Below are 25,405 nucleotides of genomic sequence, written 5' to 3'. Positions count from 1 at the left end.
CGCCCCCTCCCCGATGGCCACGGTGGCACCGGCGGCCGAGGCGAGCTTCGGTGAGCCCGCCGGCGCCGAGGCCTCCTTCTACGACTACGAGGCCGGTGACGACGACTTCGCCGAGTTCCGCCAGAGCGGCGGAGCGGGCAAGTGGATCGTGATCCTCCTCCTGCTCATCGGCGGCGGGGTGGGGGCCTTCTACTTCCTGGCGCCGGCGAAGTTCCAGGAGGTCCTCACGATGGTGAAGAACCTCGGCGGGGACCCGGCGATGAACGAGCTGGTCCTCTCCCACCTGGACTCGGGCAGAAAGGCCCTGGCCTCCGACACCCTGAAGGGCTTCGCCGAGGCGAAGACCCAGTTCGAGAAGGCGGCCGAGCTGGCCGGCGACTCGGTGCCGGTGGAGGCGAAGGCCGGGCTGGCCGAGGCGCACCTGGCCTGGGGGGTGGCCCTGCGCGAGCTGGCGGTCGCGGACGCGGCGGCGCCCGCGAAGGAGGAGGGCGCGAAGGAGGAGGCGCCCGCGGGCGGCGACGCGGCGAAGGACGAGGCCGCCCCCGCGCCCGAGGAGGCCGCCGCGCCGGCCCCCGATCCCGAGAAGCTCGCCGAGTCGAAGAAGCAGCTCGAGGCGGCCTTCGCCGCCGCCAAGGCCGCCATGCAGGCCGACGGCAGCTCCCTGCCCGCCCTGCGGGCGATGGCCGGCTACTACGCCGCCATGGGCAGCCCGGACAAGCTCGGCCCCCTCATGGATCAGGCCAAGGCCCTGCCCGGCGCCGACAAGGACGCGGGCCTGGCCTGGGCTCAGGGCTTCGCCTTCCTGGGTGACGACGCCAGCCTCGACTCGGCGATCCGCCACCTCCAGAGCGCGGTGGAGCGCGACGCCGGCCTGGTGCGGGCCCGCTACCACCTGGCCGTCGCCTACCTGAAGCAGGGCGAGCCCCAGAAGGCGCAGGTCCACGCGAAGAAGGTGCTCGAGGCGAGCCCCGGGCACGAGCGGGGCCAGCGCCTGGCCGCCCGCATCGAGGCCACCCTCGAGCCGCCCGAGCCGGCGCCGGAGCCCGAGCCGGAGCCGGAGCCCGAACCCGAGCCGGAGCCCGAGCCGGAGGCCAAGCCCAAGCCGCTGGGCTTCGACGGGCTCCTCGCCAAGGCCTTCCGCCTGCGGGATCGCGGGCAGATCGAGCAGGCCCTCGACCTCTACGGCAAGGCCCGCGATCTGAAGCCCGACCGGGCCGAGCCCTACACCGGGCAGGGGCTATGCTATCTGGAGATGCGGGCCTGGGCGGCGGCGCAGAGCTCCTTCGAGCAGGCCCTCAAGTACAACCCCCGCTACGGCGACGCCCTCATCGGCATGGCCGAGGCCTACAAGTACCGGAACAAGACGGATAAGGCGAAGGAGTACTACCAGAAGTACCTGGACGTGCTGCCGAACGGCCCCGAGTCCAACGTGGCCAAGACCTACCTCGCCAACAACTGAACCGAAGCTCCCCGAAAAGGAGAAGAGATAGATGCCCGACGGAAAGCCCCAGAGCTCCGAGCAGGAGTACTTCGCCCGGGAAGAGGCGGAGAAGCTCAAGAAGCTGGCCCTCGAGCGAGCCCATCGCCTCGAGGAAGAAGAGAAGCAGAAGCTCAAGGAGCTGCACTACATGCACTGCCCCAAGTGCGGGCAGAATATGGACGTGCTCACCTTCCGCAACGTCGAGATCGATCGCTGCTTCGCCTGCGGCTACACCGGCCTCGACGACGGTGAGCTCGAGATCCTCGCCGGCGAGGAGAAGGAGGGCGTGATGTCCGCCGTCCTCGACATCTTCACCGGGGGCAAGAAGAAGTAGCGGCTCCTCTAGAGGAGCGCGCGGAGGGCCTCCGGGTGGGGGCTCTCCCACTCGAGGCGCTCACCCGTGCGGGGATGGGTGAGGGCCAGGCGCCAGGCGTGCAGCCCGAGGCGGGGAGCCTCGCCGGCGTCGCCGTAGAGGGGATCACCGACCACCGGGAAGCCCAGGTGGGCGAGGTGCGCCCGGATCTGGTGGGTCACGCCGGTGGTGATCCGCACCTCCAGCAGGGCGCGCGCGCCTCGCTGCTCGAGGCGCCGGAAGGTGGTCTGGGCCGGCCAGCTCCGCTCCAGCTCGCGGCCCTCGTCGCCGAGGTCGACCTCGACCCGGCGGGCGCGCCCCTTGCGGCGGCCCAGGGGCAGCTCGCAGCCGCCCTCGACGGGGGGCTCGCCCTGCACGACCGCGAGGTAGAGCTTCTCGACCTCCCGGCGCTCGAAGGCGGCCCGGATCCCGGGGAAGAGGCCGGCGTCGGTGCAGAAGAGGAGGAGGCCGGAGGTCTCGCGGTCCAGGCGATGACAGAGGCCCGGCGCGCCGGGCAGATCGCCGACGCCCTCCAGGGCGGGGTAGCGGGCCAGCATGGCCTCGGCCACCGAGGGGTCGCCGCCGGTCGCGGAGGGGGCGCTGGGGATGCCGGCGGGCTTCTCGATCACCAGCAGCCCCTCGGCCTCGCCGACGAGCTCCAGCTCGAGCCCGGCGGGCGGGGTGCCGCCCAGGCCGGCGACGATCACCTCGGCGCCCGGGCGGGCGGGATCGCTGGCCGCGGCCCGGCGGCCCCCCTGGCGCACCGCGCCGGCCTTGAAGGCGGCCTTGAGGCGGCGGCGGGAGACCTCCGGCAGCAGCCGGGCCAGCAGGCTGTCGAGGCGGCCGCGGGCGTCATCGGGGAGGACGAGCCGTCGCTCCGGCTCGCTCATACCTCGGGGAGGCGGGGCTTGAGCTCCCGGGCGTGGCGCACCGCCGCGGCGAGGACCTGCGTGTCGCCGGAGCCGAGCCCGGCCCCCTTGGCGGCGCTCACCAGGGCCCGGCCGAAATCGGTGGAGGACTGGAAGCGGGCGTCGGGGTCCTTCTCCAGGGCCTTCAGGCAGACCGCGTCGAGGCTCTCGGGGATGTCGGCGTAGACGCTCGGGGGCGCCGCGCCGTGCTCCTTCACCTTGCGCAGGACCTCGAAGTCGCTCTCGGCGGCGAAGAGCTCCCGCCCGGTGAGCAGCTCCCACATGACGATCCCCGCCGAGAAGAGGTCGGTGCGCGGATCGACCATCTCGCCGGCCACCTGCTCGGGCGCCATGTAGGCCGGGGTGCCCCGCAGGACACCCTCGACCCGCGCGGCGCCCACGCCCTCGCCCTCGGCCACGCCGAAGTCGGTCAGCTTCACCTCACCGTCGACCGAGCAGAGGAGGTTGCCGGGGTTCACGTCGCGGTGGACCAGGCGCACGTGCTGGTCGCCGAGCCGGGCCTTGTGCACGTAGCCCAGCGCCTTGAGCAGCCCGATCATCACGGCCACGGTGCCCGCCGGGGGGATGCGCAGGCCGCCGGACTTCAGCCGGCCGGTGACGAAGCCGAGGCTGCCGCCGTCGACCCACTCCTGCACCATGTACCAGTCCAGGTCCTTCTTGAAGGCCCGGTAGGTCCGCACGATGTGCGGGTGCTTGAGCTTCACGCAGAGCTTGGCCTCGGTCGTGAAGAGCTTCACGAACTCGGGCTCGGCCCGGAAGCGAGCCATCAGCCGCTTGACGATCACCCGCGACTGGCCGCCGAACTGGGCCGGATCGTGGGGAGCGGCGGTGAAGATCTCCGCCATCCCGCCCATCGCGAGCCGGTCCTCGAGGGTGAGGTCGCCGAGATCGGTGTCGAGGCCGGAGAGGGTCATCGTCCTAGCCGGCCTTCTTGCCCAGGCCGCAGACGCGGTTCCGGCCCGAGCGCTTGGCGTTGTAGAGCTCGTCGTCCGCCAGCTGGATGAAGTGCTGCGAGTCGCCCCCCTTGCCGGGCATCTGGGCGACGCCCATGGAGATGGTCACCGGGATCTCCCGGTTCTCGAAGACGAAGCGGTGCTCCTCGACGAGCGCCCGCAGCTTCTCGGCGTAGGCGCCCACCTTCTCGGTGGGGGCCTCGGGGACGAGCAGCGCGAACTCCTCGCCCCCGTAGCGGGCGAAGATCTCCTCGGTGCGCACCCGCTCCCGGACGATCTTGGCGAACTCGCGCAGCACGTAGTCGCCGGCGATGTGACCGTACTCGTCGTTCACTCCCTTGAAGTGATCGATGTCCATCATGATCAGGTGCAGCGGGCGGGCGAAGCGAGCGCAGCGGGCCATCTCGCGCTCGAGGGACTCGAGGAAGTAGCGCTTGTTGTGGGTCTGGGTCAGACCATCCATGATGGTCATCCGGTAGATCTCCTCGTGGTAGAGGCTCTCGACGTCGCCTCCCGCGAGGAACTTGAAGATCGCGCCGCCCACCTTCACGTGGTCGCCGTTGTTGAGCAGGTGCTCGGTGACCTCCAGGTCGTTGAGGTAGGTGCCGTTGGTCGAGCCCAGATCCCGGACGCTGACCGAGCCGGCCACCGAGGTGAACTCGCAGTGCCGGCGGGAGACGTTGTCGAGGTCGAGGACGATGTCGTTCTGCGGGCCGCGCCCCACCGAGAAGTTGCCCGGCTTGAGCTGCCACTTCTTGCCCAGGTCGGGTCCGTAGATGCACACCAGGTGCGCATCTCCCGGAGCGTCGATGTTCTTCATCTCCGAGACGCGGGTGACCCTGGTTTCCTGGACTTTCTTCATGCGATCTCGCTCGACCTCGGCCCCCGGCGTGGGAGGTCCAGGGTCAGGTGACCGTAGCGAGGAAGGCGTTCCAGCTCCACCCCGCCCGCCAACACGTGGACGGCGAAGAGCACCTTCTGTCCCGGACCCAATCCCAGCCCCTCCAGGGGTAGCGATGCCTCGACTATACCATCGAAGAAGAGCCGGCCCATGGCCCCACCGCGGGCGCAGCCCTGGATCGGTTGGCCGGGGCAGCGGGTCCCCCGCTCGAGGACGAAGGCCACCCGGGCGTCCCGGTCGCCGGAGAGGACCTGCACCTCCAGCCGCACCCCGCTGCGGTCCGCGGCCTCGAGGTCCCGGACGTCCAGGCGCAGGTAGAGCTCGGTGGTGTCGGCCCCGAAGTACATCACGTCCACCCACTGGGTCGCCCGGTACATGCTGCCCGCCAGGGGCGGCGCCCGGTAGGCGCCGGCGCCGTACCAGTCGACGTGGGGGGCGGCGATGCCGTCGATGATCGGGGTGATGGGGCCGGTGGGCTGGCGCACCACCTGCCGGGAGGAGGCGCCCTCGGCGGCCGCCGAGAGGGGGTGGCGCAGCTCGCGGGGGGTCTGCTCGCCGGTGAGCTTGTAGATGGCCGAGAGGTGGGCCCGGAAGAGCTCGTCGAAGATCTCGGGGGTCTCGGTGAGGAAGTCGTCGCCGTACCACCAGAACCAGTCCGAGCCCTCCGCGATGAGCAGGTGCTGGTAGGCCTCCTCGAAGTTCTCGGGCGCCATCGTCTCCCGCCGCCCCTCGAGGGCCCGGGCCGCGGCGTCGAGCGCCGCCCAGGCGGCGTTGGTCTCCGCGTGGCCGGCCCAGATCTCCAGCTTGCCCTCGATCCAGGAGCCGGCGCCCAGGTGGTGCAGGATGCGCGGGTTGTGGTCCCGGCAGACCTCCTCGCCAGTGCGGGTGGAGAGCCAGCCCTCGACCTGGGCGGCCTCGAGCGCCCCGTGGAGCGACTCGAGGAAGGCCTGGCCGCTGTCGGGGTAGTGCTCCCAGGGGTTCTCGCCGTCGAGGGCCACCAGGAGGACGGCGGGCTCGAGCTTGCCGTGCACCGAGGCCACGTGGCGGGCGTGCTCGATGAAGTCGGGCACCGACTCGTCGGGGGGGTTGTGGGCGTAGGTGAAGCCCACCCGATCCGAGAGGTGGCGATCGCGGAAGAGCAGGCGGGGCGCGGCGTCGGTCTCGCCGCCGGTGTGCGCCCACACGGAGTGGATGTCGGTGCGGCTCGGCTCGGCGTCCTCCGGGAGGGTGGCCGAGAGGAAGACCTGCTCGTCGCTCCCCAGCCAGGTGAAGCCGGCCTCGGAGGCCAGGGCGCAGACCTCGTCGGAGAGGGCGGCCTCCGAGGGCCAGAGGCCGCGCGGCTCGGCCCCGAAGAGCCGGAGGTGGAGCTCCCGGGCGCGGCGCAGCTGCTCCAGGGCGTCGCCGGGGCGGCCCTCGCCGGCGGGCAGCGGCGCCCGGGGGCTCGCCTCGCGCAGCGAGCCCGGATCGATCAGGAGGGGGAGGATGGGGTGGTTCAGCGGCGAGCAGGTGAGCTCGACCCGGCCGGACTCGGCCAGCGCCTTCCAGCGGGGGATCACCCCCTGCACCAGGCGCATCTGCGCGTCGAGGAGGACGTCCTTCTCGACCTCGGTGAAGCCGCCGCCCTTGGCGAGGAGGTTCCTCACCACCGGCTCGGCCTCGCGGGCGGTGAAGCCCATCCAGACCAGGTTGAAGAAGACCTGCAGGTCGCGCATCTCGTCGACGGAGAAGGCGTCGGCGACCCGCTCGAGGTTCACCGCCCGCAGGTCGCGGCCCCGCTTGTGGAGCAGCTCCCAGTAGCGGGGCAGGGGGCGGATGCTGATCTCCCAGTCCGCCATGAAGAAGTACTGGAGGATCTCCATCCGATCGTGGAGCCCCAGCTCCTGGGCCGGGCGGCAGGAGAGATCGAGGAAGCGGTCTCCGCAGAGGCCCCGGGAGAGATCGTCGAGCTGGGAGAGCAGCGAGCTCGAGAGGTTCACCGTCGCCCGGATCCCCTCGTGGGCCTCCAGCACCGCGGCCAGGTCGGTGTAGGCCCGCGTCGCGTGCAGGCGCACCCAGGGCAGCGCCATGTCACCCACGCCCACCGGATCCCGATAGTCGGGCTGGTGCAGGTGCCAGAGGAAGACGAGGTCGACGTGGCCGCTCACGAGCGCTCCAGGTCCTTCCCTAGTCGCAGAAGCCCTTGCAGACCTCGTCGAGCTCGGCCATCGCCTCCCGCAGCATCGCCTTGCGCTGGTGGAAGGGGAGGAAGGCGCTCTTGAAGCCGGAGATGACGATGTTACGGATGTCCTCGATGTCCAGGCCCAGCTCCTCGTGGGCGAGGAGCAGCTCCTTGGTGACCGTGGTGTCGGTGATGAGGCGGTTGTCGGTGTTGAGGGTCACCCGCAGACCGTAGTGCAGATAGAAGGGGAGGGGGTGGGCCGCGAGCCGGGGCACCGCCCGGGTCTGCACGTTCGAGGAGAGGCAGACCTCGAGGGGGATGCGGTGGTCGGCCACGTAGTTGAGGAGGTCGCCGTCCTCGCGCAGGCGCGTGCCGTGGCCGATGCGGTGGGCGCCGCAGTAGTGGATGGCCTGGTGGATCGACTCGGGGCCGAAGGCCTCGCCGGCGTGGGCCGTGCAGTTGACGTTGTTGTTGAGGATGAGCTGGAAGGCCCGGACGTGGTCCTTGGCCGGGTAGTTGTGCTCGGCGCCGGCGAGGTCGAAGCCCAGGACGCCCTGGTTCTTGTAGGCCACCGCCAGCTCGGCCAGGGTCAGCGAGACCGCCGGCGAGATGTTGCGCATCCCGCAGATGATGACGCCGCTGCGGATCCCTGCCTCGCGCTCGGCCGCGCGCAGCCCCGCGAGGACGGCCTCGACGATCGCGGTGAGCTTCAGTCCCTTCTGCTGATGCAGCACCGGGGCGTAGCGCACCTCCAGCCAGCGCACGTTCTCGGCGGCGCAGTCCACGCCCAGCTCGTAGGCGGCGCGCTCGAGGGCGTCGGCGTCCTGCAGGACGCTCAGGGTCACGTCGAAGGCCTTGAGGTAGTCGACGAGATCGTCGCAGGTCTCTCCGAGGTGGATGGCCCGCCGGAGCTCCTCCTCGTTGGTCGCCGGGAGCTCGACCCCCCGCCGTTGCGCCTCGTCGATGATGGTCGAGAGGCGCAGGGAGCCGTCCAGGTGACAGTGGAGGTCGGTCTTGGGCAGCCGGTGGAGGAACGCCTCGTCGATCTTGTGCTCGGCCATGCGCGTTCATACCACGGAAGGCCCGCAGATGCCCCGGATCCGGCCCGATCCTGCGGGTGGGAGATCGGGCCGTTGCGCCGGCGCCGAGGGGGGGCAATAAGGGGGGCATGATCAGCCTCGCCGAAGCCCGGAAGCGCGTCCTCGAGGGCCTCTCGCCCTTGCCCGGCGAGCAGGCCGGCCCCGAGGCTGCCCTCGGCCGGATCCTCTCCGAGCCCGTGGTGGCCCGCCGCACCCTCCCGCCCTTCGACAACTCCGCCATGGACGGCTACGCCCTGAGAGCGGCGGACACCGCCGGGGCCAGCGAGGCGGCGCCGGTCCTGCTGCCCCTGGCCCGGGAGATCGCCGCCGGCGCGCCGGCCGGCGAGGCCCTCGAGGCCCTGCCGCCGGGCCACGCGGCGAGGATCTTCACCGGGGCGCCCCTGCCCCCCGGCGCCGACGCCGTCGTGATGCAGGAGCGCTGCGAGGCGGCCCCGCAAGGCGTGCGGGTGGGGCAGGCCGCCAGCGTGGGCCAGAACATCCGCCCCCGGGGCGACGAGATCGAGGCGGGGGAGGTCCTGCTGCCCGCCGGCAGCCACCTCGGCCCGCTGGAGCTCTCGGCGGCGCTCTCCCAGGGCCGCAGCCTCTTCTTCGTCCACCGCCGCCCGCGGGTGGCCATCTTCACCTCCGGGGACGAGCTGGTGGAGGCGGATCGCGAGCCCGGCCCCGGCCAGATCGTCAGCTCCAACAGCCTGGCCCTCGCCGCCGCCTGCCGGCAGGCCGGCGCGGAGGCCTCGGTCCTGGGGGTCGCCCGGGACACGCCGGAGGCCATCGCCGGCCTCGTCGAGCGGGCCCGGGGCCACGACCTGATCCTCTCCAGCGGCGGGGTGAGCGTGGGCGACCACGACCACGTCCGGGGCGTGCTCCTCGAGGCCGGCTTCGAGGAGGACTTCTGGAAGGTCGCCACCAAGCCGGGCAAGCCCATCCTCTTCGGACGCCTGGACGGCCGCCCGGTCTTCGGGCTCCCGGGCAACCCGGTCTCGGCCCTGGTGGGCTTCTACCTCCTGGTGCGGCCCCTCCTGCGCCGCCTGCGGGGCCTCGAGAGCCTCCGGGAGACCACCCCAGCGCTCCTGACGGCCGAGGCGCCCTGCGCCCGCGGCCGGGCCCAGGTGAGCTTCGTGCGGTGCCGGGGCCGCAGCGCCGAGGGGCTGCTGCAGGTGGAGCCGCTCTCCGGGCAGGCCTCCCACCGGACGGCCCGGGCCGCCGGGGGCGAGGGCTTCGTGATCGCGCCGCCGGATCGAGCGCTGCCCGCCGGGACCCCGGTCGAGGTGGAGTGGATCGTCGATGAGCCCCGGGTCGGCGCCTGAAGCCACGCCCATCGTCGACCTGCGGGTCGACCTGCGCCACGCCGACCCCCGGGATCTCACGACCCTGAAGCGCCTGGGGACCCTGGCCGTGGTCGGGAGCTGGGGCGACCCGCTGCGGGGGGAGCTGCCCCGGCCGCAGGAGGAGCGCCTGGAGCAGGCGGCCTCCCTCGGGAGCGAGCGCCTGGAGGCCGCGGGGCTCGCCGGTGGGCTCTGCCTGGGGATCGGCCCGGGGCAGATCCCCGAGACCGGGCGGGAGCGGCTCCTCTCGCGCCTCCCCGAGTTCCTGGGCCGTCGGGGGGTGCTGGGCCTGGGGCCGGTGGGCCCGGGAGAGCCCGGCGAGGGTGCCAGCGAGGCCGTCCGGCGGCGGGTCCTCCTCTACCAGCTGGAACTGGCCCTCTCCCTGCGCCTGCCGGTGCTGCTGGCCCTGCCGCTGCGGGAGCAGGCCCGGGTCATCCCGGGGGTGGTGGAGGCGGTGCGGGAGAGCGGCCTGCCCCCCGAGCGGGTGGCGGTCCTCCACGGATCGGCCCCCAGCATCAAGATCTTGCACTCTCTGGGCTTCTTCTGCGTCCTGGACGCCCTCGCCCCGGAGGCCGCGGCCGCCCTCTCCTCCCGCCTCGGGGCGGCCTCCCTGGGCCTCGGGAGCGGGCTCGGGGCCGGCCCGGCGGACCTCCTGGCCGGGCGCCGGACCCTGGAGCAGGCCCGGGGCGCCGGGCTCTCCCCGGCCGCCTGCCGGGCCCTGGCCGGGACCGGGGCGGCCCGCCTCTTCGGCCTTTCTTTGCCTTGAACGATTGACGTACGGCCGGATCCAGCGCTATTCGGCTTCCTCCACCATCAAGCCGGAAGGGAGGCCACGCATGGCCAAGGAACTCGAGAGTCTGGTCGTCGCTAGCAAGATCAAGGCTGCCATCAAGGCGGCGGGATGCAACACGGGCGGGGACGCCGTCGACGCGATCAACGCCTACGTGAACTGGCTCGTGGAGCAGGCTGCGAAGCGCGCCGAGGCCAACGGTCGCAAGACCGTCCGCGGCCACGACATCATGATCCCCTAGTCCTCGCGACGACGGGATGGAACTGGGCCTCGCCTCCTTTCGGGCGGGGCTCAGCCGTTTAAGGCCCCTGGAGCGCCATTGACTTCCCGCTCCCGAGGCCGTAGATCTCCGCCCCCTGCAAGTCATCCGCACCCCGGACCTTCCGAAAGAGGGCCTCCCGCCCGAAAGAGGAAGCGCAGGTCCGTGGGCAAGTCCCAGAAGTCCTGGAGGAAATCATGGCGCTTCATCCGACCCAGAAGTCCGAGATCATCTCGAAGTACGCTCAGAAGGACGGCGACACCGGCTCTCCGCAGGTGCAGATCGCTCTCCTCTCCGCTCGGATCACCTACCTGACCGAGCACTTCAAGACTCACAAGCACGACCACCACTCTCGCCGTGGTCTGCTCAAGCTCGTCTCCAAGCGGCGCCACCTCCTCGACTACCTCAAGAGGAACGACCTGGACGCCTACCGCAGCCTGATCCAGGACCTCGGCATCCGCCGCTAGGCAAAAGCCAAAATACATTCAGTCCGTCCCGGCCCGGTCCTTCGGAGCCCTGTCTCGAGGGGGTGTCGGTCGTGGGGACTCATCAAGGAAGCGCTTTCGGTTTCTGTTCCGGTTGGCTTCGAGGGCGATAGCTCCTCGGGCCCACCGAAGAAGAGGAACTGATTCACTTCCTCGTCACGACCCCGCGACGCGACAGCCACTGTCGTCAGAGGGGGTCATCCGTCGGGATCCGGGTCATCCGCAGTACCCCAAGAACGTGGGTTCCCTCCCGATGAACGGGAGCGCCCGCAAAGGAGATCCCCATGGCTGGCCCTTCCGGCAAGTCCTACAGCGCCAAGGTCGGCGCGCATGAGCTCACCCTCTCCACCGGCCGCTACGCCAAGCAGTCGGCCGGCTCCGTGATGGCGCAGTTCGGCGAGACCCTCGTGCTCGTCAACGCCAACGCCCAGGCCGAGTCCCGCGACCTTCCCTTCCTCCCCCTGACCGTGAACTACGAGGAGAAGCTCGCCGGCGGCGGGCGGATCCCCGGCTCGTTCTTCCGGCGGGAGGGGCGGCCCACCGAGCGGGAGACCCTGCTCTGCCGCATCATCGACCGCTCGATCCGCCCCCTCTTCGACGAGGACTGGCGCTGCGAGACCCAGGTCATCCCCCAGGTCTTCTCCTTCGACGGTGAGAACGACCCGGACGCCACCGCGCTGACCGCCACCTCGGCGGCCCTCTGCATCAGCGACATCCCCTTCGACGGCCCCATCGCCGGCGTGCGCATCGGCCGGGTCGACGGCGGCGAGCTCATCGTGAACCCCACGATCGAGCAGCGTGAGACGGGCGACATCGACGTCTTCGTGGCGGCCTCCAAGGACGCCATCCTCATGGTCGAGGGCGGCGCCAAGGAGGTCGACGAGGCCACCATGGTGAAGGTCCTCGAGGCCGCCAAGGACGCCTGCCTGCCCCTCATCGAGATGCAGGAGAAGATGATCGCCGACCTCGGCAAGCCCAAGCGCAGCGTCGAGAAGGTCGAGATCCCCGAGGCCATCAAGGCCACCGTCGTCGAGCGCGCCGCGCCCCGCCTGGCCGAGGCCTTCGGCGTCAACGAGAAGCACGCTCGCTACGCCGCCCTCGACGCCGTGAAGGAGGAGCTGATGGCCGCCTTCGCCGAGGAGCTCGGCGAGGAGAAGTGGGAGGCGGAGCGCGCCTTCTACAAGGCCGCCTTCGGCGAGGCCAAGAGCGGCTTCATGCGCCGGCAGATCCTGGAGACCAAGAAGCGCATCGGCGGCCGCGGCCCGGCCGACATCCGCGAGATCTGGTGCGAGGTGGGCATGCTGCCCCGCAACCACGGCTCCGCCTGCTTCACCCGCGGCGAGACCCAGGCCTGGGTGAGCTGCACCCTCGGCACCGAGCGCGACGAGCAGCGCATCGAGGGCCTCTCGGGCATGTTCTTCAAGAACTTCATGCTCCACTACAACTTCCCCCCCTACTCGGTGGGCGAGGTGAAGCGCCTCGGCGGCACCAGCCGGCGCGAGATCGGCCACGGCACCCTGGCCCAGCGGGCCATCGAGGGCCTGCTGCCGAACACGGATGACGCCTTCCCCTACACCATCCGGCTCGTGTCCGAGATCATGGAGTCCAACGGCTCCTCCTCGATGGCCACGGTCTGCGGCAGCACCCTGGCGCTCCAGGACTGCGGCGTGCCCCTGAAGGCCCCGGTGGCCGGCATCGCCATGGGCCTCATCATGGAGGGGGACGACTGGGTCGTGCTCTCCGACATCCTCGGCGACGAGGACCACCTCGGCGACATGGACTTCAAGGTCTGCGGTACCGAGAAGGGCATCACCGCCATCCAGATGGACATCAAGTGCCCGGGCCTGACCTTCGAGATCATGGCCAAGGCCCTGATGCAGGCCAAGGACGGTCGGCTGCACATCCTGAAGGAGATGGCCAAGACCCTCGCCGCGCCTCGCCCCGAGCTCTCGCGTTGGGCGCCCCGGATCGAGACCATCAAGATCAAGGTCGAGCGCATCAAGGACGTCATCGGCCCCGGCGGCAAGATCATCCGCGACATCAGCGCCCGGACCAACACCCAGATCAACGTCGAGGACGACGGCACCGTGAAGATCGCCTCCGCGGTGGCCGAGGACGTCGAGGCTGCGATCAAGATCGTGCGCGAGCTGACCCAGGAGCCCGAGATCGACAAGGTCTACCTGGGCACCGTCCGCCGGATCATGGACTTCGGCGCCTTCGTCGAGATCCTCCCGGGGACCGACGGCCTCCTCCACATCTCCGAGATCGCCCACAAGCGCATCGAGAAGGTCGAGGACGTGCTGCACGAGGGTGACGAGGTGATGGTGAAGGTCCTCTCCATCGACCGCGGCGGCAAGATCCGCCTCTCCCGCCGGGCGGCGCTCGACGACGCCAAGAAGGAGAAGGAGGAGGAGGCGAAGACCGAGGAGGCCAGCGCCTAGTCCTTCCTCCTCCCCGGGAAAGACGGGGACGGTGACGGGAGGCTCTCGGGCACGAGGGCCGTTCCCGTTCCCGTCCCCGTTCTCGTTTCCGTCTTCTCCTCGGAAATGCCGACGGGTTCGGGTCTCTATCGACACCGTGGTCTCCCCTGCGCTACCGTCGAGGGGTGAGACGGCTAGAACCTGACAGGGTGGTGCCCTCTTGCAGGGGGATCGGTCTTCGACTGGCGCTCTGCGCCCTCCTCGTGCTCGCGGCCTCCGGGCCGGCGCAGGCGGCGGAGGGCCCACCGGGGGTGAAGCCCAGCCCGAGCGCCTCCGGCCTCCTGCCCCAGCTCCTCGAGCGTGACGCCCGCGCCTTCCGGCGGACGGCGGCCCGGGCGCTCTCGCCCGGGCGCCTCGTGCTGGCCCTGCAGTCGGCCGACGACTTCGAGCTGCCCGACCTGGTGCCCCTCGACGACTCGGCCGAGGAGCCCCCGGCCGAGAGCGGGGGCTTCAGCTTCGACGCGATCGATCTCTCGGGAGACGAAGAGGGAAAGCCGGCGGGCGAGGAGCGCCCGGAGCCCGAGGAGGGGAGCGCCGTCCCGGACGACGCGGCCCTGGTCGCGCCGCCGGACGAGCCGCCGCCCGTCGATCGGGGCGGCAAGCCCATCATCGCGCGCTGGTGGTTCTGGGCCGCGGTGGGGGTGGTCGCCCTCGGCGCCGCCGGAGGCGTGGCCGCCGCCTCGGGCCCGGAGATCGTCCTGCCCGAGGGCAGCCTGGGCACGATGGACCGCCGCTAGAGGCGGAGCACCTTGCCCTCCCGGCTCGCGTCGCTACCTTGAGGACGTGTCCTTCATCCACACCCTCAAGAAGCTGGTCGATCCGAACGCAGCCCGGCGCGAGGAGCAGCGCCGCAAGGCCGAGCGTGAGGCGGCCGAGGCCCAGGAGAGCGGGGATCCTCCCCGCTTCACCTGCCGCGTCTGCGGCCTGACCGGCGAGGAGGAGGGCTACTGCCCCACGTGCCTGGCACCGACGATGGAGCCGGCCCGGGAGGAGTAGGGCGGGCCAGAGGTGACCAGGAGGCGTGCGTTCTGGTCTAGTCTCGGGGGATGAGAACCGCGTCGCGTGGTGGGGTCCTGCTCTCGTCTCTGCTCCTCCTCTCGTCCCTGATCGGGGCCTGCAGCCGGGACTTCGCGCTCCCGGCCGACGCCACGGGGCACGCGCCCACCCTCGAGGGCTTCACGCCCGCGGCGGCCTACGCCTTCTCGACCCTGACGATCTCCGGCCAGGGCTTCGATCCGGAGGCCTCCGGCAACGAGGTGCGCTTCACCGGCGGTTCGGCGACCGCCCACGGCTTCGACGCCGAGGGCCGCCTCCAGGTCCGGGTGCCCCCCGACCTGATCGACGGTCCGGTGAGCGTGGTGACCCGGGCCGGCGCCAGCACGCCGAGCGCCGACTCCCTCACCTTCCTCGGTCGCGGTCGGCTCCGCAGCGGGGCGGTGGCCAGGGAGCACGCCGTCTTCCACCGGCCCGGGCGCGTCCTCGTCTTCGACCAGGAGCCCGTCGTCTACTCCAGCCTCTTCAACGAGTTCGTGTCGGGGCCGGACCTCTGGCGCAGCGGCCTGCGCGAGCGGCCCCTGATCGTCGATGCCTACGGCAGCTGGAGGCCGCCGAGCATCTCCGTGGGCGGAGGGAGGATCTGGGTCAGCGATCAGGAGCAGCTCTTCTCCCTGGATCCCACCGACGGCAGCCGGCGAGAGGAGAGCGTCCCCCTGGAGACCGGCTGGAGCTTCGCCCAGGTCGTCGCGATCGAGGCGGCCGCCGGCCTGCAGGTCTGGGTCTTCGAGGAGGACATCACCAACCAGGACCACTTCGCCCGGGTCGGGCTCTACGACCCCGCCACCGGCAGCTACACCCTGCAGCCGTGGACCGGCCTCATCGCCCCGACGGCCGTGGAGATCGTCGACGAGACGACCCTCTTCCTCTCCAGCTTCCAGGGCACCGACGTCCTCGACCTCACCACCGGAGCTCATCCGGGCGCCAGCTTCACCTACGCGCCGGACACGATGACCGCCTGGCGCTCGGGCGCCGACGGGCGGGTGGCGGTCTACCTCTGGGACGGGCGGCTGCTCATCCTGGACGCCGATCAGAACACTGCCCTGCAGCCCGCCGACCTGATGATCCGGGGGGCCGTGGCCGACCTCCTCCACATCGAGCCCTTCGCGGGGGTCCACCCCGGGCTGTTGATCGCGAGCGTCCCCTCGGCCGGGAGGGTGGTGGCCCTGGACACCACGGGCTACCAGGTCCTCTGGAGCGAGCAGGTCGGAGTGCGCCCCTCTCAGCTCGCCTACGACGCCGCGATGGACCGCCTCTACGTCGCCGACGAGGCCAGCAACACCCTGGAGGTGCTGCGGGTGTCGGACGGGCGCTCGCTCGGCCGGCAGGGCCTGCCCCTCTATCTGGGCATCGACACCGGGTCGGACCGGGGGGTCGCGCTCCTCCAGCACCAGCTCGAGTATCACGACGAGCGCTACCTCGTGATTCCCCAGACGCCCCGCATGTCGCACGTCGGGCGCCCGGGCTGGCTGGCGGCCGAGGCCCTCGTCCTGGTCTCCCTCTCGGATCCCAGCGAGGCCGTCGGCTACCGGGTCGATCCCTCCCTCGTGGACCCCCTCGATTCCTACGAGGCCGAAGAGGTGGTGGCCGAGGGGCCCAACACGCTCTGGGTGCTCTCCGAGTGGCGGCTGCACCGGCTGAGCTTCGGTCCCACCTCGATCGAGCGGCGCAGCTGGGCGATCGGCGAGGACCCCCATGATCTCGCCATCGGCCCCACCGGCCTGGTGCACTTCGCCGAGCGCAGCGGGATCGTCACCGTCGATCCCGAGCAGCCCGGCGCCCCGCTCGCCACCCACCAGCCCGAGGGCAGCAACGACTTCGGCGTCCTGCTCCTGAAGGTGCTGGACGACGGCAGGGTGCTGGCGGTGAGCAGCGGCTGGGAGGGTCCGATCCTCGCGCTCTGGGAGAGCGAGGCCCTGGCCTCGCCCGGGGGCGCGCCCACCGAGATCCACCCGACGCGATTCAACGAGGGCCGCGGGATGGCCCACGCGGCCGAGTGGCTGGACGGGGACCTGATCCTCTTCGGCACGACCCAGAGCGGTGAGGACTACGTGGCGCTCCGGGCCGGGCTCGATGGTTCGCTCGAGGAGACGGTGTCCTCGGTCGTCCACTCCGGCACGCAGTTCCTCACCGTGGCGCCCGGGGGGTCCGCCTTCCTCTGGGGGGACTTCGCCCGGGTGGGGTACTCGCTCCTCGAGCCCGGGCAGCCCGTGCGCGCCGAGCAGTACTTCCGGCTGGACATCCTGCCCGGCGGCGTGGCCTTCGGCCCGGACGGTGAGCAGGCCTACGTCGCCCAGGCCCAGAGCAACCGCTTCCTGATCCTCGAGTGAGCGGGTCAGCGCCCTAGGTCCTCGAGGACCGCCTGGAGTCCGGAGAGCATCTCGAGCTGCTCCGGGCGGTGCCCCTGGAGGGCCTCGGAGTTGGCGTAGGGGAGGCCCTGGCGGGCGCAGTGGATCGAGAGGGAGCCGTCATCGGGGGCCCCCGCGTTGTCCTGGAGGACCACGTTGAAGTCCAGCGCACGCAGGCCCTCGAAGAGGGCGGGGTCCGTGACGAAGAAGAACTCCGAGGAGGCCTGCCGGCTCCCGACGAAGACCTCGGCCGCGTCCGCCTCGTGGGCGCCGCCGGGCTGGTAGACGTCGATCCGGTAGCTCTCGCCCGCGTTGTTGTGGAGCGCGATCACGGTGCCGTGACCGGCGAGGTCCCACTGCTCGAGGACCTCGTCCGCGAAGGCCCTGACCGCCGCGAAGGCCTCGGGGGTGGAGGTGCCGAGCGCCGCGAGGGAGACCATGGCGCCGCCGTCCGAGAACATCCGGTTCGGATCGAAGACGTACTCGGCGCCAGCCAGCGCGAAGCGGAGGTTCCGCTCTCCCCCGTGCTGGAGCTCGAAGACCGTCCCCCCTTCCCGGGCGAGGAGGTCGAGCGCCGCCTCGACCGAGGTCTGCTCGTCGTCGTGCAGGTTCAGGAAGGTGCGGCCCTCCGCCTCGGCGTCGAAGCGCACCAGATCGACCGTGCCATCCCCGAGGGCGAGGGGGAGGCGGGTCTCCTCGATGGCGTAGGGAGGCCCGCCGCAGGAGAGGGTGCCCAGGAGCACGAGCAGCCCCGTGACGGCGCGCCGGGGACGTGGGCTGCTGTCGGTCGAACTTCCCCGCATGGGGTGCCTCCTCGCGCCTGCACCCTAGGGGTGCCGGCCGGCGGGCGGCATCCCGAAGGCGCGGGCTCCGGCCGAGGAGGCCAGCCGGTGAGGAGCGGAAGGAACCAAAGGAAAAGCCGCCGCGGCCTGAGGCCCCGGCGGCTTCTCCCGTGAGAACGGTCTTCGCGCTACTCGGCCTTCTTGGCCTCGGGCTCGGCCTTGGCCGGCGCCGCCGGCACCTCACCGAGGCCCAGCGGGCCGACCTGCTCGGCGATGATCGTCGGATCACCCACGAGGATGATCTGCATCTCGCCCGGCACGAAGACCTTCTTCGCCACCTCGCGCACCTGCTCGAGGGTGAGGGTGTCGTAGGCGGCGAGCATCCGGCCGTAGCGGTCGAGGGGCTGGCGCTCGAGGAAGAGCGAGTCGGCGCTGCCCGCGAGGGCCTCGACGGACTCGAACCAGCCGGGCAGGGAGCGACGGGCGCCCTCCACCGCGTCGGAGAACTCCTTCTCCTCGATGGGGCGGGAGGCCAGGCCCTCGAGCTCGGCGAAGAACTCCTTCACCGAGGGGCCGGTCACGTCGGCCCGCACCGCGGAGGCGGCCATCACCGGACCGGCGCCCAGGCGGGTGTCGGCGTAGGCGCGGGCACCGTAGGTGTAGCCCTTGTCCTCGCGCAGGTTCATGTTCAGCCGGCTCGAGAAGAGCCCGCCGAAGACCGAGGAGGCGATCCGCAGGGCCCACTCGTCGGGGTGACCGGCGGCGAGGCCCGGCTTGCCGATGGTGATCACGGTCTGGCCGAGGCCCTCCTTGGGGACCACGGTGACGGCCGTGCGGGGGCTGGCCTTCGGGGCCTTGGGGGCCTTGAAGGCGCGGCCCTTGCCCTTCCACTTGCCGAAGTGCTCCTGGGCCAGCGCCTTCGCCTCCTCGAGGGTCAGGTCACCGGCGAAGACGAGGGCGGCGGCCTTCGGGCCGAAGTTGGCCTTGGCGAAGCCCTTCACGTCCTTGAGCTGCAGCTTTTCCACCGTCTCGGTCTTGCCGATGGCGAGGTGTCCGTAGGGGTGCTGCGCGCCGAAGATGGCCTCGGCGGTGGCCTCCTTGGAGAGGTACTGCGGGTTGCCCGCCATCCGGGCCAGGTCGGCCAGGCGCGCCTTCTTCTGGCGCTCGAACTCCTTGGCCGGGAAGGTGGGCCGCTGGATGACGTCCGAGAGGAGGGCCAGGGCGCCGCCGAGGTTCCGCTTGAGCACCGAGAGGCCGACGGTCCCGCCGTCGTCGGAGACGCTGGGCGTCGCCGTCGTGCCGAGGTCCGCGAAGGCGTCGGCGAGGGCGAGGGCGTCGCGCTTGCCGGCGCCCTGCAGCAGCATCTCGTAGGTGAGGTAGGCGAGGCCGGCCTTGGCCGCCGGCTCGGAGCCGCTGCCCACCTGCTGGGTGAGGTGGACGGCCACCAGGGGCAGGCCCTCGCGCCGGCTCAGGATCACGGTCAGGCCGTTCTTCAGCTTGGCCGACTCGAAGGTGGGCGGCACGATCTTGGCCGGCTCACCGGGCTTCGGCTGCTCGGCCCGCCAGGGCTCGTCCGGCGCGCTGGGCGGCGGGGCGGGCTCGGGCTCGGCGACGGCCTCCTCCACCGGGGGCGGGAGCTCGGGCTCGGGGGTCTGCTTGGCGCCGCAGGCGGCGCCGAAGGCGGTGAGGGCGAGGCCCAGGGAGAGGGAGAGGAGCTTGCTGGAGAGACGCATCAGTTGGCCTCCTTGGCGGCGGCGGTCGCGTTCGCCTCGGGCGCGGCCGCGGCCGCCGGGACCGCGAAGAGCACCACCCGCTTGTTCTTGGCGAGGTAGTCCTTGGAGAAGGCGGTGACCGCCTCGGGGGTGACCGCCCGGTAGCGGGCGATGTCCTTGGGCAGGAAGCCGGGATCGGCGAGGAAGTGGTTGTAGGTCTGGAGCAGATCGGCCCGGCCTCCGAAGCCGCCGAGCTGCTGGAGGCGGCTGAAGAACTGGGTCTCGTAGCGGTTCACCGCGCGGCGCAGCTGGTCGGCGGTGACGGCGCCGCCCTGGACCTCCTCGAGGACCTTGTCGATCTCGGTGAGGAGCTGCTTCGCGTCGACGCCCGGGCGGGCGACGGCCTCGATGAAGAAGGTGCTCTGGGCGCCCATCGAGTACTGGTAGGCCATCACGCTCTGGGCGATCTGGAGCTCGCGGACCAGGCGGCGCTGGAGCAGGCTGCTCTCGCCGGTGGCGAGCACGCTGGAGAGGACGTCGGCCTCGGCGTCGCCGGGCTGGAAGAAGCTCGGGGTGAGCCAGGCGATCTCGACCTTGGGCAGGGGCGCGATGGGCTCGACGAACTCGATCACGGTCTCCTTCTCGATCGCGACCGGGGCCACCACCGGCGCCTCGGGCTTCGGGACCTTCGGGAAGGAGCCGAAGTACTTCTCGATGAGGGCCTTGGCCTGCGCCGGATCGAAGTCACCGGCCAGGACCAGGGTGGCGTTGCTGGGGGCGTACCAGGTGCGGAAGAAGTCGGAGACGTCCTCCAGGGTGGCGGCGGCCAGTTCGTCCATGGAGCCGATGACCATGCCGTTGTAGGGGTGGGGGGCCGGGAAGAGGGCCTTCCAGAGGGCCTCCTCGGCCAGGCCGTAGGGGCGGGTCTCGTAGGACTGGCGCCGCTCGTTCTTCACGACCTCCTGCTGGTTCTTCAGCTTGGTCTCGTCCATCGAGGGCAGCAGGTAGCCCATGCGATCCGACTCGAGCCAGAGGCCGGTCTCGAGGTGATGGGCCGGCACGGTCTCGAAGTAGTTGGTGCGATCGAAGCTGGTGGTGCCGTTCATCCCGGTGGCGCCGATCCGCTCCAGGATCTTGAAGTGCTGGTCGTCGCCGACGTGCTTGCTGCCCTGGAACATCATGTGCTCGAAGAGGTGGGCGAAGCCGGAGCGGCCCGCCACCTCGTGGAAGGCGGCGACGTGGTACCAGACGTTCACCGCGACCAGGGGCAGGCGGTGGTCCTCGTGGAGGATGACCTGCAAGCCGTTGTCGAGCTCGTAGGCCTCGTAGGGGATCTGGAGGGCTTCGTCGTCCCCGGCCAGTGCCGCTCCCGGGAGGAGCAGGCCGAGCGCCAGGGCGCAGGAGAGGAAGAGCTTGGGCATGGTGGACCTCGTTTCGCGCGGGTCTGGGGGAATCTTCAGGGTACGTCCCATAACATCCAGCAGGAGGGCTGTGATAGACCCGCCGGCATGCCTGACAAGACCGACGCGCCCGGAGTGGTGGTCGAGGTCGCCCGGACCGGTGGCCGCCAGCCCCCCCTGCCCCTGCCGACCTACCAGACCCCCCAGAGCGCCGGGATGGACCTCCTGGCCGACCTCGAGGAGCCCCGGCAGCTCGCCCCGGGAGAGCGGATCCTGGTGCCCACGGGCCTGAAGGTGGCGATCCCGCCGGGCTACGAGGGGCAGGTCCGCCCCCGCTCGGGGCTGGCCCTCAAGCAGGGCCTGCTGGTGCCCAACGCCCCGGGGACCATCGACGCCGACTATCGGGGTGAGTTGCAGGTGATCCTGCTCAACGCCGGCCGCGAGCCCATCACCCTCGAGCGGGGGATGCGGATCGCCCAGCTGGTCATCGCTCCGGTGACCCGCGCCACCCTGCGGGAGGTCGAGGCGCTCGACGCGACCGAGCGCGGGGAGGGGGGCTTCGGGCACACCGGGCACTGATCCGCGCGCACCGGAGCCTTCGATCGCACAGATCGTCCGGGCCGGCCGTGCGTTGATAAGGCCGGAAGAGTGGTGCTAGCCTTCCCGGCTACTCGAAACTTTCCTTTTTTCGCGGAGATCGGCGACTTGCTCTGTTACCGCTGCGGCAGCCATGTGCCCGACGGTTCCCCCGAGTGCGGGACCTGCGGGCAGGCGTTCGCCAAGAGCGGGAAGCAGCGCAAGGGCTCCGGGATGACCAGCCGGACGCGGCGCGCGCCGTTGGCCGCGGGGGCCTACGGCCCCGGAGACCTCATCGCCGGGCGCTACGAGGTCAAGAGCGTCATCGGCGAGGGGCCGGTGGGCGTGGTCTACCGGGCCCGGGACCGGGAGGTGGACGTCCAGGTCGCGGTGAAGGTCCTCAACTCGAAGCTGCTCCAGGCCCCTGAGGAGAAGAAGATCTTCCAGCGCGAGGCGCGGATCGCCCGGGCGCTCTCCCACAAGAACGTCATCCGCCTCTACGACGAGGGCTTCGACGGGCCGCACCCCTACGTGGTGACGCAGTACCTCGAGGGCCTGACCCTCCGGAAGATCATCGACCTGCGGGTGGACAAGGGGGGGACCTTCCCCATCGGCGAGATCGAGCCGATCCTCCACCAGCTCCTCGACGCCCTCGACTACGCCCACGACCAGCGGGGCACCGACGGCCAGCCGGTGGCCCACACCGACCTGCGGCCCTCGAACGTCATCGTCCTGCCCGACCTGCTCAAGGTCGCCGACTTCCGCCAGGCGCTGATGGTGCCGCGGGTGCCCTTCGTGGCGGCCCAGAAGGTGCGGGGGGCGGACGCGGGCTACCTCGCCCCCGAGGTCGTGGCGGGCGAGCCGGTGACCCCGGCGGCCGACTTCTACAGCGTCGGCGTGCTCCTCGGTGAGATGCTCACCGGGCGCATCTACGACCCCACGGTGGGGCTCGAGCTGCACGTCGAGAACGACGAGGTGCCCGTCGCCTTCACCTCCATCTTCAAGCGGCTGACCGCGGACAAGCCCCGCGACCGCTACTCGAAGATCCCCCACCTGCTCACCGACCTGGCCCTGGCCGCCGACGGTCAGGCGCCCAAGCACGTGGGCGCCTTCCGGGCGCAGGTGACCCGGGCCGAGCGGGTCGACAGCGACCAGCTGCAGGTCCTCCACACCGGTGAGTTCGAGGCCCTCGACGGCTCCGAGCCCAAGGAGATGCCCCAGCCGCCCCCCGGGCGCCGGCGGGAGTCCTTCGGGCTCGAGACCCCCGCGGGGATGCCCGCCGAGGCGCCGCCCCTCGAGGACGAGGAGATCGAGGACGACGAGGTCGTGCTCGGCCGCTCCCGCGGCATCTCCGACCCGCGCCGCCGCAAGCAGGGCGGGGCGGACGAGGAGGAGGAGCTCCTCGGTGAGGACGACGTGCTCGAGGAGGAGCTCCTCGACGACGACGAGGCCTTCTCGGACGACGAGTACGAGGACGACGAGTACGAAGAGGACGAGTACGAGGAGGACGCGGCGCCCACCATGCAGGCGCCGCCGGTGGCGATGGACGAGGAGGAGGCCCTCGGGGACGAGGACATCCTCGAGGAGGAGCTGCCCACCGGAGAGGGGCAGGCCTACCCCGAGCCGGCGACCCGGCCCGCCGCCCCCGGCCTGGAGCTGATCCTCCAGAAGCGCGCCGCGGGCGGCCCCGCGGCCCTCGAGGACCGAGACGAGCCGGCGACGATGCCGAAGGCCGCCTCCATCGAGACCCTGCTCTCGGACGACTCGGTCGACGCGCCCCCGGTCCTCGACGATCTGCTCGCCGCCGCCCACGATCTCCCCGAGGCCGGCCCGAACGACACCGACCCCCAGGCCCGCTCCCTCGGGCCGCCCATCGAGCAGACCGGTCCGATCCAGATCGGCAGCCCCCCGCCGGCCCGCCCGGGGGCGCGCCCGGGCGCCCGCGGCGCCCGGCCCTCCACCGCCTCGACGGCGGCGATCGGCCCGCGCAAGCGGGAGAAGAGCTGGGTGACCCCGGCCCTGGTCGCCGTCGGCGTGATCGTCGGGCTGGGGCTCCTGGTGGCCTTCACCGAGCAGGGGCGCTCCCTCTGGTCGGGGATGGCCAAGCAGCCGATCGCGGCCGACGAGCCCGACACCGGGCCGGCGCTGCCCGAGACGGGACCCTCGGGCTTCAGTGATCCCGCCGCCCGCTCCGGGGCGGTGCTGGCGACCGATCCGACGCCGGAGAAGCCAGAGGCCCCCGCGGTGGAGCCCCGCCTGGCCCCCGTCCCGGGCGCCGACGCCGACGAGGGGCCCGGGATGCGGGCCGAGCCCTCGCGGGGTGGCGGCGAGAGCGCGGGCCGGACCGCCCGCGAGCGGCGGGAAGCCGCGGCGGCGGCGAAGGCCGAGCGCCGGGCCGAGGCCGAGGCGCGCCGGCAGGCCGAGGCCGAGGAGCGCCGCCGGGCGGCCGAGGCACGGGAGGCCGAGGACGTCCGCAAGAAGGCCGAGCAGGACGCCCAGATGGCTCAGATCATCGAGCAGGAGCGGCGCCGGCAGGAGGCCGAGCGCGCCCGCCGCACCGGCGAGAGCCCCAGCGGCGGGAGCACCAGCGGTGGGAGCCCCAGCGGTGGGAGCAGCTCGCCCTTCTCCTTCGACACCGTCGACCGCGAGATGCCCGTGCGCAAGGTGGGGCCCGAGCCGGATCCGCCCCCCGAGAAGACCTCCGAGCCCCTCGACGAGGCGATCAGCCCGGCCCGGCCCCTCGTGGCCTCCGCCGAGCCTCCCGCCGAGGCCGACGACGCGCGCTGCCCCAAGGGCATGGTCTACGTCCCGGGCGGGGGCTTCCCCTTCGGCTCGGCCGCCAACGATCCCATGCGCAACTTCGCCGAGAAGACCCTCCAGCAGGTGCAGGTGGTGGGCTTCTGCATCGATCGCTTCGAGTACGGCGGGCAGAAGCCGAGCACCGCGGTCTCCTGGTTCAGGGCCAAGGAGCTCTGCGAGCGGCGCAGCAAGCGTCTGTGCACCGAGGAGGAGTGGGAGAAGGCCTGCAAGGGTCCGCAGGGCCGCCGCTTCCCCTACGGCAACAGCTTCGACGCCGAGGCCTGCAACACCGAGGACGCCGAGGGCAACGACCGTGAGCTCGTGAAGTCGGGCGCCTTCCGCCGCTGCCGCTCGGGCTATGGCGTCTACGACATGGCCGGCAACGCCGCCGAGTGGACCTCCTCGACCTTCCAGACCGGCGCGGCCTACCGCACGATCAAGGGCGGGGCGGCCAACCGGCCCGACTGGGACACCCGCTGCGCCACCCGCGGCAACCGCAAGCCCAACAGCAAGGACGACTTCCTGGGCTTCCGCTGCTGCGCCAGGCCCCAGTAGGGCGGGCCGAGTGATGGGAGTGATGGGGTCAGACCCCGACAATTGACACTTGTCGGGACGTGGGCGTGCTCGCGAGTCCAAGTGTCAATTGTCAGGGTCTGACCCCAACCAAGGTCGGAGGGGCGTGCTACAAGAGTGCGCCATGGCGATCGCCTATGCCGTCCTGGCCTCGGGCTCGAAGGGGAACTGCACCTGGGTGCGCGCGGGGGACACCGCCGTGCTGGTCGACTGCGGCCTCTCGGCGCTCGCGATCCGCCGCCGCCTCGAGGCCATCGGGGAGTCCCTCGCCGAGGTGAGCGCCGTGATCTGCACCCACGGCCACGGCGATCACGTGGCGGGGGCCGCCGTCCTCGCGCGCAAGCACGGCCTGAGGATCCACGGCACGGTCGAGACTCTCGCCCGGCTGCCCGGCTCGCCTCCCGAGGCCTCGCTGGTCGAGGTCCCCCGCGAGGGGCGCTTCGCCCTGGGTGACCTGACCGTGCAGACGGTGCCCACCCTCCACGACGCGCCCGGCTCCTTCGCCGTGCGCCTCGAGGTCGCCGGGGCCTCCCTCGGGGTGATCACCGACCTCGGCCTGCCGAGCGAGGGGTTGATCCGCGCCTTCTCCGGGCTCACCGGGCTGGTGCTGGAGATGAACCACGACGAGGAGATGCTCCTCTACGGCCCCTACCCCGAGCCGCTCAAGCGCAGGATCCGCAGCGACCTGGGGCACCTCTCCAACGCCGAGGGCGCCGCGCTCCTCGCCCGGCTCCTCCACCCCGGCCTGCAGCAGGTGACCCTGGCCCACCTCTCCGAGACCAACAACCTGCCCGAGCACGCCCTCTCGGCGGCCCGCTCGGTGGTCGGGGCGCGGGGGCGGCCCACGCTGACCGTGGCCCGGCAAGGTGCGCCCGGCGAGCGGGTCGACCTGGAGATTCCCCGGGGGGGCCAGCTGGGGCTCCCCCTGTCCTTCGGCTGAGCGCCTCCTAGGG

Annotated in this window: 21 protein-coding genes; 13 read left to right on the top strand and 8 right to left on the bottom strand. The window is 71.7% G+C overall.

Annotated features, from left to right (window positions below; translation table 11 throughout):
- The coding region (locus tag P1V51_12515; GenBank protein ID MDF1563863.1) for a tetratricopeptide repeat protein at nucleotides 1–1,459 on the top strand (1,459 nt) is incomplete at its 5' end.
- A 31-nt stretch (nucleotides 1,460–1,490) separates the two neighbouring features.
- Nucleotides 1,491–1,814, top strand: a complete 324-nt coding sequence (locus P1V51_12510) for a zf-TFIIB domain-containing protein (GenBank protein ID MDF1563862.1) — start codon at nucleotides 1,491–1,493, stop codon at nucleotides 1,812–1,814.
- 8 nt (nucleotides 1,815–1,822) lie between these two features.
- Here the strand turns inward: P1V51_12510 and P1V51_12505 are convergent, their stop codons facing one another.
- Genes P1V51_12505 through add form a run of 5 tightly spaced genes read right to left on the bottom strand, consistent with a single transcriptional unit; the run spans nucleotide 1,823 to nucleotide 7,834 of the window.
- The gene (locus tag P1V51_12505) at nucleotides 1,823–2,722 is read right to left on the bottom strand and encodes an RluA family pseudouridine synthase (GenBank protein MDF1563861.1); all 900 of its coding nucleotides are present in this window, start codon (nucleotides 2,720–2,722) and stop codon (nucleotides 1,823–1,825) included.
- On the bottom strand, nucleotides 2,719–3,675 hold the full coding sequence (locus P1V51_12500) for a serine/threonine-protein kinase (protein ID MDF1563860.1): 957 nt from the start codon (nucleotides 3,673–3,675) through the stop codon (nucleotides 2,719–2,721). The genes P1V51_12505 and P1V51_12500 overlap by 4 nt, the downstream gene beginning before the upstream one ends.
- Before the next feature lie 4 nt (nucleotides 3,676–3,679).
- Nucleotides 3,680–4,576 (bottom strand): GGDEF domain-containing protein, encoded by an 897-nt coding sequence (locus P1V51_12495; protein MDF1563859.1) that lies wholly within the window; start codon nucleotides 4,574–4,576, stop codon nucleotides 3,680–3,682.
- Entirely contained in the window at nucleotides 4,573–6,759 is a 2,187-nt protein-coding gene (locus P1V51_12490) for a glycoside hydrolase family 57 protein (GenBank protein MDF1563858.1), read from the bottom strand. Before P1V51_12490 ends, P1V51_12495 begins: the two co-directional genes overlap by 4 nt.
- 19 nt (nucleotides 6,760–6,778) lie before the next feature.
- Nucleotides 6,779–7,834: an adenosine deaminase gene (gene add, locus P1V51_12485; protein ID MDF1563857.1), complete on the bottom strand. Its 1,056-nt coding sequence runs from the start codon at nucleotides 7,832–7,834 to the stop codon at nucleotides 6,779–6,781.
- Nucleotides 7,835–7,941: 107 nt separating this feature from the next.
- On the opposite strand from add, the gene P1V51_12480 reads away from it, so the two are divergent.
- From P1V51_12480 to P1V51_12445, 8 genes are all read left to right on the top strand, one after another.
- Complete coding sequence (locus P1V51_12480) at nucleotides 7,942–9,177, top strand: molybdopterin molybdotransferase MoeA (protein MDF1563856.1); 1,236 nt, start codon at nucleotides 7,942–7,944, stop codon at nucleotides 9,175–9,177.
- Nucleotides 9,155–9,961, top strand: a complete 807-nt coding sequence (locus P1V51_12475) for a hypothetical protein (GenBank protein ID MDF1563855.1) — start codon at nucleotides 9,155–9,157, stop codon at nucleotides 9,959–9,961. Before P1V51_12480 ends, P1V51_12475 begins: the two co-directional genes overlap by 23 nt.
- Before the next feature lie 70 nt (nucleotides 9,962–10,031).
- Nucleotides 10,032–10,226 carry a hypothetical protein gene (locus tag P1V51_12470; GenBank protein ID MDF1563854.1) on the top strand — a complete coding sequence of 65 codons (195 nt, stop codon included), beginning with the start codon at nucleotides 10,032–10,034 and terminating at the stop codon, nucleotides 10,224–10,226.
- Nucleotides 10,227–10,441: 215 nt separating this feature from the next.
- Nucleotides 10,442–10,711: a 30S ribosomal protein S15 gene (gene rpsO, locus P1V51_12465; protein ID MDF1563853.1), complete on the top strand. Its 270-nt coding sequence runs from the start codon at nucleotides 10,442–10,444 to the stop codon at nucleotides 10,709–10,711.
- Nucleotides 10,712–11,013: 302 nt separating this feature from the next.
- Entirely contained in the window at nucleotides 11,014–13,170 is a 2,157-nt protein-coding gene (pnp, locus tag P1V51_12460) for a polyribonucleotide nucleotidyltransferase (GenBank protein ID MDF1563852.1), read from the top strand.
- Between the two features lie 290 nt (nucleotides 13,171–13,460).
- A complete protein-coding gene (locus P1V51_12455) occupies nucleotides 13,461–13,946 on the top strand; it encodes a hypothetical protein (GenBank protein MDF1563851.1) in 486 nt (161 codons plus the stop codon).
- A 46-nt stretch (nucleotides 13,947–13,992) separates the two neighbouring features.
- Nucleotides 13,993–14,205, top strand: a complete 213-nt coding sequence (locus P1V51_12450) for a hypothetical protein (GenBank protein MDF1563850.1) — start codon at nucleotides 13,993–13,995, stop codon at nucleotides 14,203–14,205.
- A gap of 50 nt (nucleotides 14,206–14,255) precedes the next feature.
- Nucleotides 14,256–16,592: an IPT/TIG domain-containing protein gene (locus tag P1V51_12445; GenBank protein MDF1563849.1), complete on the top strand. Its 2,337-nt coding sequence runs from the start codon at nucleotides 14,256–14,258 to the stop codon at nucleotides 16,590–16,592.
- 5 nt (nucleotides 16,593–16,597) lie between these two features.
- Here the strand turns inward: P1V51_12445 and P1V51_12440 are convergent, their stop codons facing one another.
- The 3 genes from P1V51_12440 to P1V51_12430 all read right to left on the bottom strand — a co-directional run bounded on the left by P1V51_12440 (nucleotide 16,598) and on the right by P1V51_12430 (nucleotide 20,525).
- On the bottom strand, nucleotides 16,598–17,413 hold the full coding sequence (locus P1V51_12440; protein MDF1563848.1) for a hypothetical protein: 816 nt from the start codon (nucleotides 17,411–17,413) through the stop codon (nucleotides 16,598–16,600).
- A gap of 167 nt (nucleotides 17,414–17,580) precedes the next feature.
- On the bottom strand, nucleotides 17,581–19,125 hold the full coding sequence (locus P1V51_12435) for a pitrilysin family protein (protein MDF1563847.1): 1,545 nt from the start codon (nucleotides 19,123–19,125) through the stop codon (nucleotides 17,581–17,583).
- Nucleotides 19,125–20,525 carry a pitrilysin family protein gene (locus tag P1V51_12430; protein MDF1563846.1) on the bottom strand — a complete coding sequence of 467 codons (1,401 nt, stop codon included), beginning with the start codon at nucleotides 20,523–20,525 and terminating at the stop codon, nucleotides 19,125–19,127. The genes P1V51_12435 and P1V51_12430 overlap by 1 nt, the downstream gene beginning before the upstream one ends.
- 87 nt (nucleotides 20,526–20,612) lie before the next feature.
- Between P1V51_12430 and dut the strand changes: the two genes are divergently transcribed.
- The 3 genes from dut to P1V51_12415 all read left to right on the top strand — a co-directional run bounded on the left by dut (nucleotide 20,613) and on the right by P1V51_12415 (nucleotide 25,392).
- Complete coding sequence (dut, locus tag P1V51_12425; GenBank protein MDF1563845.1) at nucleotides 20,613–21,083, top strand: dUTP diphosphatase; 471 nt, start codon at nucleotides 20,613–20,615, stop codon at nucleotides 21,081–21,083.
- Nucleotides 21,084–21,314: 231 nt separating this feature from the next.
- Nucleotides 21,315–24,434 (top strand): SUMF1/EgtB/PvdO family nonheme iron enzyme, encoded by a 3,120-nt coding sequence (locus P1V51_12420; GenBank protein ID MDF1563844.1) that lies wholly within the window; start codon nucleotides 21,315–21,317, stop codon nucleotides 24,432–24,434.
- Between the two features lie 142 nt (nucleotides 24,435–24,576).
- The gene (locus tag P1V51_12415; GenBank protein ID MDF1563843.1) at nucleotides 24,577–25,392 is read left to right on the top strand and encodes an MBL fold metallo-hydrolase; all 816 of its coding nucleotides are present in this window, start codon (nucleotides 24,577–24,579) and stop codon (nucleotides 25,390–25,392) included.
- The last annotated feature ends 13 nt before the right edge of the window (nucleotides 25,393–25,405 follow it).

This window comes from Deltaproteobacteria bacterium (genome assembly GCA_029210625.1).
GTDB lineage: Bacteria > Myxococcota > Myxococcia > SLRQ01 > SLRQ01 > JARGFU01.
This window is presented reverse-complemented; position numbering and strand designations above follow the sequence as displayed.